7 protein-coding genes are annotated in these 7032 nt (G+C 73.2%); 3 read left to right on the forward strand and 4 right to left on the reverse strand.

Features of this window, described 5'->3' with window-relative positions:
- Positions 1-221: 221 nt before the first annotated feature.
- Both ACYVLJ_RS15775 and ACYVLJ_RS15780 read right to left on the reverse strand, forming a co-directional pair.
- A complete protein-coding gene (locus ACYVLJ_RS15775) occupies positions 222-479 on the reverse strand; it encodes a hypothetical protein (RefSeq protein ID WP_451974183.1) in 258 nt (85 codons plus the stop codon).
- A gap of 67 nt (positions 480-546) precedes the next feature.
- Positions 547-1944 carry an NYN domain-containing protein gene (locus ACYVLJ_RS15780; RefSeq protein ID WP_460439121.1) on the reverse strand — a complete coding sequence of 466 codons (1398 nt, stop codon included), beginning with the start codon at positions 1942-1944 and terminating at the stop codon, positions 547-549.
- A gap of 223 nt (positions 1945-2167) precedes the next feature.
- Here ACYVLJ_RS15780 and ACYVLJ_RS15785 point away from each other — a divergent pair, with 223 nt between their 5' ends.
- Positions 2168-3871 carry a DEDD exonuclease domain-containing protein gene (locus ACYVLJ_RS15785; RefSeq protein WP_460439122.1) on the forward strand — a complete coding sequence of 568 codons (1704 nt, stop codon included), beginning with the start codon at positions 2168-2170 and terminating at the stop codon, positions 3869-3871.
- Here ACYVLJ_RS15785 and ACYVLJ_RS15790 read toward each other — a convergent pair.
- Positions 3847-4782: a MerR family transcriptional regulator gene (locus ACYVLJ_RS15790; protein ID WP_451974189.1), complete on the reverse strand. Its 936-nt coding sequence runs from the start codon at positions 4780-4782 to the stop codon at positions 3847-3849. The genes ACYVLJ_RS15785 and ACYVLJ_RS15790 overlap by 25 nt on opposite strands.
- Before the next feature lie 44 nt (positions 4783-4826).
- Between ACYVLJ_RS15790 and ACYVLJ_RS15795 the strand changes: the two genes are divergently transcribed.
- Together ACYVLJ_RS15795 and ACYVLJ_RS15800 are read left to right on the forward strand one after the other, a co-directional pair.
- Positions 4827-5564, forward strand: coding sequence for a maleylpyruvate isomerase family mycothiol-dependent enzyme (locus ACYVLJ_RS15795; protein WP_460439123.1), 738 nt, complete (start codon positions 4827-4829; stop codon positions 5562-5564).
- Positions 5565-5605: 41 nt separating this feature from the next.
- A complete protein-coding gene (locus tag ACYVLJ_RS15800; protein ID WP_284750247.1) occupies positions 5606-5887 on the forward strand; it encodes an Lrp/AsnC family transcriptional regulator in 282 nt (93 codons plus the stop codon).
- Positions 5888-6019: 132 nt separating this feature from the next.
- Here the strand turns inward: ACYVLJ_RS15800 and ACYVLJ_RS15805 are convergent.
- On the reverse strand, positions 6020-7032 hold a 1013-nt coding region (locus tag ACYVLJ_RS15805), incomplete at its 5' end, for a cytochrome b (RefSeq protein ID WP_460439124.1).

Genomic DNA, 7032 nt, shown 5'->3' on the forward strand with positions numbered 1-7032 from the left:
CAGGGGCCACGAGATCTCGGACAGGTTACGAAAAGACCGCCACCACGTCCACCACCCCCCGGGCAAAAACTCTCCGTAACGCCGTGAAACCCCATCGGACCAGCAGGGGAGAAAACATGTGACGGGCGTTACACGCTGGGGTTTCTCCGGAGGCCGATTCGGTCACCGACCGTTCACCTGATCCGATCGACCATTCGGCGCGCCGACACGAAACGGGCGTGTCAGGCGCTGTGCAGAACGGGTCCCTCCACCAAGCGCAGCCGGGGCACCATCCCCGCGTCGGCGAGCGCGTCCACGGCGCGGCGCTCGTCGGCGTCCCACACGACGGCGGGCGGCGCGCCGAGCAGCACGCTGACGACGCAGTCGTGGCAGGAAATGCCCCGCACGACGCAGCGGTCGCAGTCGATGACCTGGTTTTCGATGTCCTCGACCGAAATGTGCGAGACGTCCACTCGGGACAGGTCTGCGGTGTCGCTCATGTGGTCCTCCTCACGCCGGAACTGACTGAAGAGGACGGTAGGGGTCACCACCGACAATTTCCGGCGATCAGACCCGGGACAGCCGGCTGACCAGCAGCGCGGACGGCGCCGGATGGGCGCCCCCGCCCCGCACGGAGTCGGCGACGGCGCGGTCGGACGTCGCGACGACCATGGGCCGGCCCGCGGGCTCGGCGGCGACGAGGTTGCGGATCACGTCGTCGGCGAGGACCCCGCGGTCGGAGAACAGCACCCGCACCCCGCGCGGCACCGACGCCGGGACCGACAGCACGCCGGCGCCGTCGAAGACGACGGTGACCTCCGCGGAGGTGCGCGCGGCCAAGGCGGACAGCTGGTGGATCAGCCGGTCGCGCTGGTCGGCCAGCGCGAGTTCGGGGTAGCCGGTCTTGGTGACGTTGTAGCCGTCGACGATCAGGTGCACGTTGGGCAGCGCGAGGTAGCGGTCCAACGTGGACACGTCGGCGATCTTCCCGCCCTGGCCGGTGCCCGTGCGGGTGCCGCGGACCATGTCCGCAGGCCGGGCACCGCGCGCGCCGAGGGCGAGTTCGCGGCGCAGGCCGGTGACCGCGCCGTCGATGGTGTCGATGAGCAGGGCGAGCCGGACTTCGTCGGCTTCGCGGGCCTCGCGGGCGGACTGGCGCGCGATGTCGGCGTCGGCGACGGCGCGTTCGGCGCGGGCACGCTCGTTCGCGACGCGCTGGCGTTCCCGCTCGAGCTGGGCGTTGAGGGCGGCGATTTCCTCGGCGCGGGCGGTCGAACCGCGTTCGGCCTCGGCGGACGCCAATTCGGCCGCGTCCTTCGCCTGGCGCAATTGGACACCTTGTTCGCGAAGCCGCTTCAGGAGCTTCTCGACTTCGCCCTCTCGCTCACCACGCGCGCTTTCGGCGGCGCGCTGCGCCTCGACGAGCTCGGCACGCACCTGAGCCAGCTCCGCTTCGAGCCGCTGGCTGCGCGCCAAGGCGGCGTCGCGTTCGGCGCGCAGGGCGTTTTCCTCGGCGTTCCTGGCGACGAGCCGCACGCGCCCGGCGGCACCGGACTCACCGAGCAGGACGGCGGCCGCGGCCGCGGCGACCGAGTCGGCGGCGTTCGGGTCGAGGGCGTCGGTCCGGTGCTCGCGCAGCCATTCGATGACGGCGGTCCGGAACTGCGACGACTCCCCGAGCGCGGCGAGCAGAGCGGCACCGCCGAGCTTGGCGCGCTTGGCCGGGGCGAACTTCGCGACGGGCCGCAGCTGCCGCGGCACGTCGGTGGCGGGCAGCTTCGCGACGGCGGCCGCGGAGAGCTCGGCGATCCGGTCCCGGACGGGTTCGGGAAGCGCGGGCCAGGTCGCCGGTTCGGGCCGTTCCCCCTGGTCAGCAACGTCCTCAGCCGGCTCGGAGCGCGACGCGACACCCGACGGACCAGCGGGGTCCTCGGGCGGCTCCGGCACGAGCGGCTGCGGGTGCATTGGTCCAGGGTAGGCCCCGCCCCCGCATCACGCCCCGCGCGGCACACGGAGCGGCCACGCACGAAAACTGTCGGTGCCCATCCGGGGCTCCGCCCCGAGCCGGGGGCTCCGCCACCCGAACCCCCGAAAACTGTCGGTGCCCATCCGGGGCTCCGCCCCGAGCCGGGGGCTCCGCCACCCGAACCCCCGAAAACTGTCGGTGGTCGCCCCTACTCTCCCGACCATGCGTTCGATCCAGGCTCAGCTCGCGTTCGACGAGCTCGGAACCCCCTTGCGGGAAACGACTTTCGTCGTCTTCGACCTCGAGACCACCGGTGCCGGGCCGGGGGCCTCCGAGATCACCGAGATCGGCGCGGTCAAGGTGCACGGCGGTGAGGTGCTCGGCGAGTTCGGGACCCTGGTCAACCCGGGCAAGCCGATCCCGCCCCAGATCGTCTCGCTGACGGGCATCACGCAGACGATGGTGTACGACGCGCCGCCGATCGAGGAGGTGCTGCCGGCGTTCCTCGAGTTCATCGCCGGTTCCGTGCTGGTGGCGCACAACTCCGGCTTCGACACCTCGCACATGCGGGCCGCCTGCGAGGCGCACGGTTACGCCTGGCCGAAACCGACCGTGGTGTGCACCGCGCGCCTCGCCCGGCGCGTCGTCCCGCGCGACGAGGTCGGCCGCTACAACCTGACCGCGCTGGCGCTGCTGTTCGGCGCCCGGACCCGGCCGACGCACCGGGCGCTCGACGACGCGAAGGCGACGGTCGACGTGCTGCACGGGCTGCTGGAGCGCGTCGGCAACCTCGGCGTCCATTCGCTCGAGGAGCTGATGGGCTACCTGCCCGAGGTCACCGTGGCCCAGCGGGCGAAGCGGCACATGGCGGCGGACCTGCCGTCGGCTCCCGGCGTCTACCTGTTCAAGGGGCCGAAGGACGAGGTCCTGTACGTCGGCACGGCGAAGGACCTGCGCCGGCGCGTGCGGACGTACTTCACGGGTTCGGAAGGGCGGAGCCGGATCCGTGAGATGGTCGCGATCGCCGAACGCGTCGACCACGTCGTGTGCGCGCACGCCCTGGAGGCGGAAGTGCGGGAGCTGCGGCTGATCGCGGCGCACCGGCCCGCGTACAACCGGCGGTCGAAGAACCGGCACCAGGGCTGGTGGGTCGGGCTGACGGAAGAGGCGTTCCCCCGGTTGTCGGTGGTCCGCCTGCCACGGCCGGGCGTGCTGGGCCCGTTCCGCAACCAGGCGGACGCGAAGGCGACGGCCGACACGCTGGCCGGCGCCTCGGGCCTGCGGACGTGCACCCAGCGGATCTCGCCGAGGTCGCCGAACGGGACACCGTGCGTGCTGGCGGAGCTGGGCCGGTGCGGCGCGCCGTGCGCGGGACGGCAGAGCGTCGAGGCGTACGTCCCGGCGGTCGAGTCGGTGTCGGGGCTCATCGCGGGCCACGACGGCCGCCCCCTGCACACGGCGGCGCAGCTCGTGGAGCGGCTGGCCGAGGGCCGCCACTACGAGCAGGCGGCCCGCCACCGCGACGAACTGGCCGACCTCATCCGCGCGCTGGGCCGCGCCCACCGGCAGGCGTCGCTGGCCTCGATCGCGGAGCTGATCGCGGCGGGCCCGGACGGTTCGGGCGGCTGGGAGCTGTCGGTGATCCGCTACGGCCGGCTGGCCTCGGCGGGGGTGGCGCGCCGCGGAGTGCCGCCGATGCCGGTGGTGGAGGCTCTGGTGGCCTCCGCGGAGACGGTCCTGCCGGACCCCGGGCCGTTGAACGGCGCGCCCCCGGAGGAGGTGGGGGTGCTGTTGCGCTGGCTGACCCGGCCGGGCGTCCGCCTGGTCCGCACGACCCGCCCGTGGGCGGAACCGGCCGCGGTGGCCGGCTGGCAAGGGTGGCTGGACCTGGTGTCGACGGCTCATTCACTCGAGCACGTGGGCTGAGCAGCCTGCCGCACCGAGCGGTCCAGCGCGTCCAGCAGCCAGGTGTGCGCGACGCCCATCGGAGCCGCCTCCCCGGTCACCTCGCCCGCCAGGTGCCAGTACCGCCGCAGCCGGGGATGCCGGTCCGGGGCCGTCCGGTGGTTCACCGCGCGCCGGAACTCCGGGCTGTCCTCCCGACCCCACGCCGAGGCGTGCGCCGCCACGAAGCGGTCCAACGCCGGGCCCGGCGCCGGCGGCTCCCCCGCGGCCACCGAAGCCGACGCCAGCCCGCACGCCGCTCCCACCTCCGCGTGCAGCGCGCCCAGGTCCGCGACGCGCTCGTGGGCCACCAGCGTGCTGGCCCGCACGTGCGGCACCAGTGCCCGGTCGGCCGCCAGCAGCACCAGCGACGCGTACGCGACCACCTGCGCGGTCGTCGGCTGCTCCGGGGGCCGGGGCGCGCTGATGCCGAGGAACATCTCGGCCGTGTCCGGCGGGATCGGCCCGGTCGTCATCGGGTGCCACAGCCGGACCAGCGTGTCGTGCGCGGAGAAGCCGTCCTGGACCGCCGACAGCAGCTCGAGCCGGGCCGCGCGGTCCGCGGGCGGGGCCTCCTCGACCGCGCGGAGCACCGAACGCCGCCACGCCAGCGTCGCGACCTCGCGGTCCAGCGCCGCCCGCTCGGCGGCCACCGCGTCGTCGAGGGAACGGCGGCCGGCGACGACGTCGGTGATCGCGCGCAGGCCCAGGCCGAGGCCGCGCAGGCGCCGGACCAGGGTCAGCCGCTCGACCGCCGCCGGGCCGAACCGGCGGTGGCCACCGCCGCTGCGGGCGGGCTCCAGCAGTCCCTCGTCGCAGTAGAAGCGGATCGTGCGGACCGGCACCCCCGTCCGCCGTGCCAGGTCGCCGATCCCGAGTGTGTCTTCGGTCACCTTCGGTCGAACCTCCAGCCGAGTGGGATTCCTACGGTACGGCCATGCACAGCACGAGACTCGCCGAGGCACTCCTCGACCGCACCGCCGCCTTCGCGCGAACAGTGGCCGACGGCGACCCCGGCTCCCCCGTCCCCACCTGCCCGGACTGGCCGCTGCGGGTCCTGGTCGGCCACATCGGCCAGGCCCACCGCTGGTCCGCCGGCATCGTCCGGTCCGGCCCGGCACCGGTCCCCGACCCGCTCGACGCCGACCCCGGCAGCACGGACACCTGGGCGGACTGGCTGCTCCAGGGCGCCGAAGATCTCGCCAAGTCCGCCTTGGACGCCGACGACAAGCCCGTGTGGACGTTCTTCGGCGACCAGCCGGCCGGGTTCTGGCTGCGCCGGATGCTCAACGACACCACGATCCACCACGCCGACGCCGCCCTCGCCACGGGAACGGCCTTCGACGTGGCCCCGGACCTCGCGGCCGACGCCGTGACCGAGTGGCTGGAAATGCTGTCCCACCCGGTCACGGCGAGCCTCAAACCGGCCTTCGCCGAGCTGCGCGGCACCGGCCAGACCCTCTGCCTCCGGCCGGCCGAAGGCGGGGGCTGGCTCATCACCCGCACCCCGGACGGCGTCGAGTGGGCCCACGGCACCGGCACCGCCGACGTCACCCTCGCCGGACCCGTGCGGGACCTGCTGCTGGTCTTCACCCGCCGCCTGCCCGCCGGGCGCGTCACGATCACCGGGGAGCGCGCGCTGGCCGAGCACTGGCTGGCGCGCACAGCGGCCTAGGATCGCGGGCGACACCCGCAGACGAGTCTTGGAGGACCCAGGTGATCACCGCGATCGTGCTGATCCAGGTAGAGGCGGACGCGATCCCGGACGCGGCGCAGGCGATCGCCGACATCGACGGCGTCGGCGAGGTCTACTCGTGCGCCGGGGACGTCGACCTCATCGCCACCGTCAAGGTGTCCGCGCACGAGGAGCTCGCCGACCTGATCCCGGGCCGGATCGGGAAGGTGCCGGGCGTGCTCGACACCGTCACGCACATCGCGTTCCGGTCGTACTCGCGGGCCGACACCGAGCAGGCCTTCGCGATCGGCGCCGAGGACTGAGAAGGGCTCCGTGGCACGCGCGCACGCGGCACCGGAGCCGGAGACCGGGAGGCCCCGGCCGACGCCCGAGAACGCCGCTGAGACGACCGAAGGCCACCTCCCGCGGGAGGTGGCCTTCGTCGTGTGCGGAACTCAGTGATCGGAGTGCTTCGCGGCCTCGGCCGCCTCCGCGCTCTCGATCTCGGCGTGCCCGTTCGAGTGCCCGTTGCCGTGGGCCCGCTGCAGCGCGGCAGTCTCCTCGGCAGGGTCCGGCGACCAGAACGTGCCCGGGACGGCGTGCCCGGCCGAGCCCAGCTTGTTCATCTTCTTCGGCACCGGAGCGCCCTGGTACTCGAGCGGGATCGCGTGGCCGTGGCTGTCGACACCGGCCAGCGGCTGGTGGACCTCGATGAACTCACCGTGCGGCAGCCGCTTGATGATGCCCGTCTCGACGCCGTGCTCGAGCACCTCGCGGTCGGCCCGCTGCAGGCCGATGCACAGCCGGTAGGTCACGTAGTACGCCACCGGCGGCACGATCAGCACGCCGATGCGGCCCGCCCACGTCGTCGCGTTCAGCGAGATGTCGAACTGGTCGGCGATGATGTCGTTGAAGCCCGACAGCTCGATGACGGCGAAGAAGCCCAGCGCCATCGCGCCCAGCGCCGTGCGGACCGGTGCGTCACGCGGCCGCTGGAGCAGGTTGTGGTGCGCGGTGTCCTTGGACAGCTTCCGCTCGATGAACGGGTAGCCGAGCAGCAGGCCGAACAGGATCGGCATGCCGATCGCGCCGGGGAAGAACACCGCCGGGATCGTGTAGTTCCCGAGGTAGACCTCCCAGGCGGGCCAGATCCGGAGCATGCCGTCGGCCCAGGCCATGTACCAGTCGGGCTGCGAACCCGCCGACACCTGAGCCGGGTTGTACGGGCCGAAGTTCCACACCGGGTTGATCTGGAACAGCCCCGACATCAGCGCCAGCACCCCGATGACCAGGGTGAAGAACGCGCCGCCCTTGAGCGCGAAGTACGGCATGATCCGCACGCCGACGACGTTGGTCTCCTTGCGCCGCACCCCCGGGAACTGGGTGTGCTTCTGGTACCACACCAGCGCCAGGTGCACCCCGACCAGCGCCAGCATGATCCCCGGCAGCAGCAGGATGTGCAGCGTGT

This window comes from Amycolatopsis stemonae, from assembly GCF_054781455.1.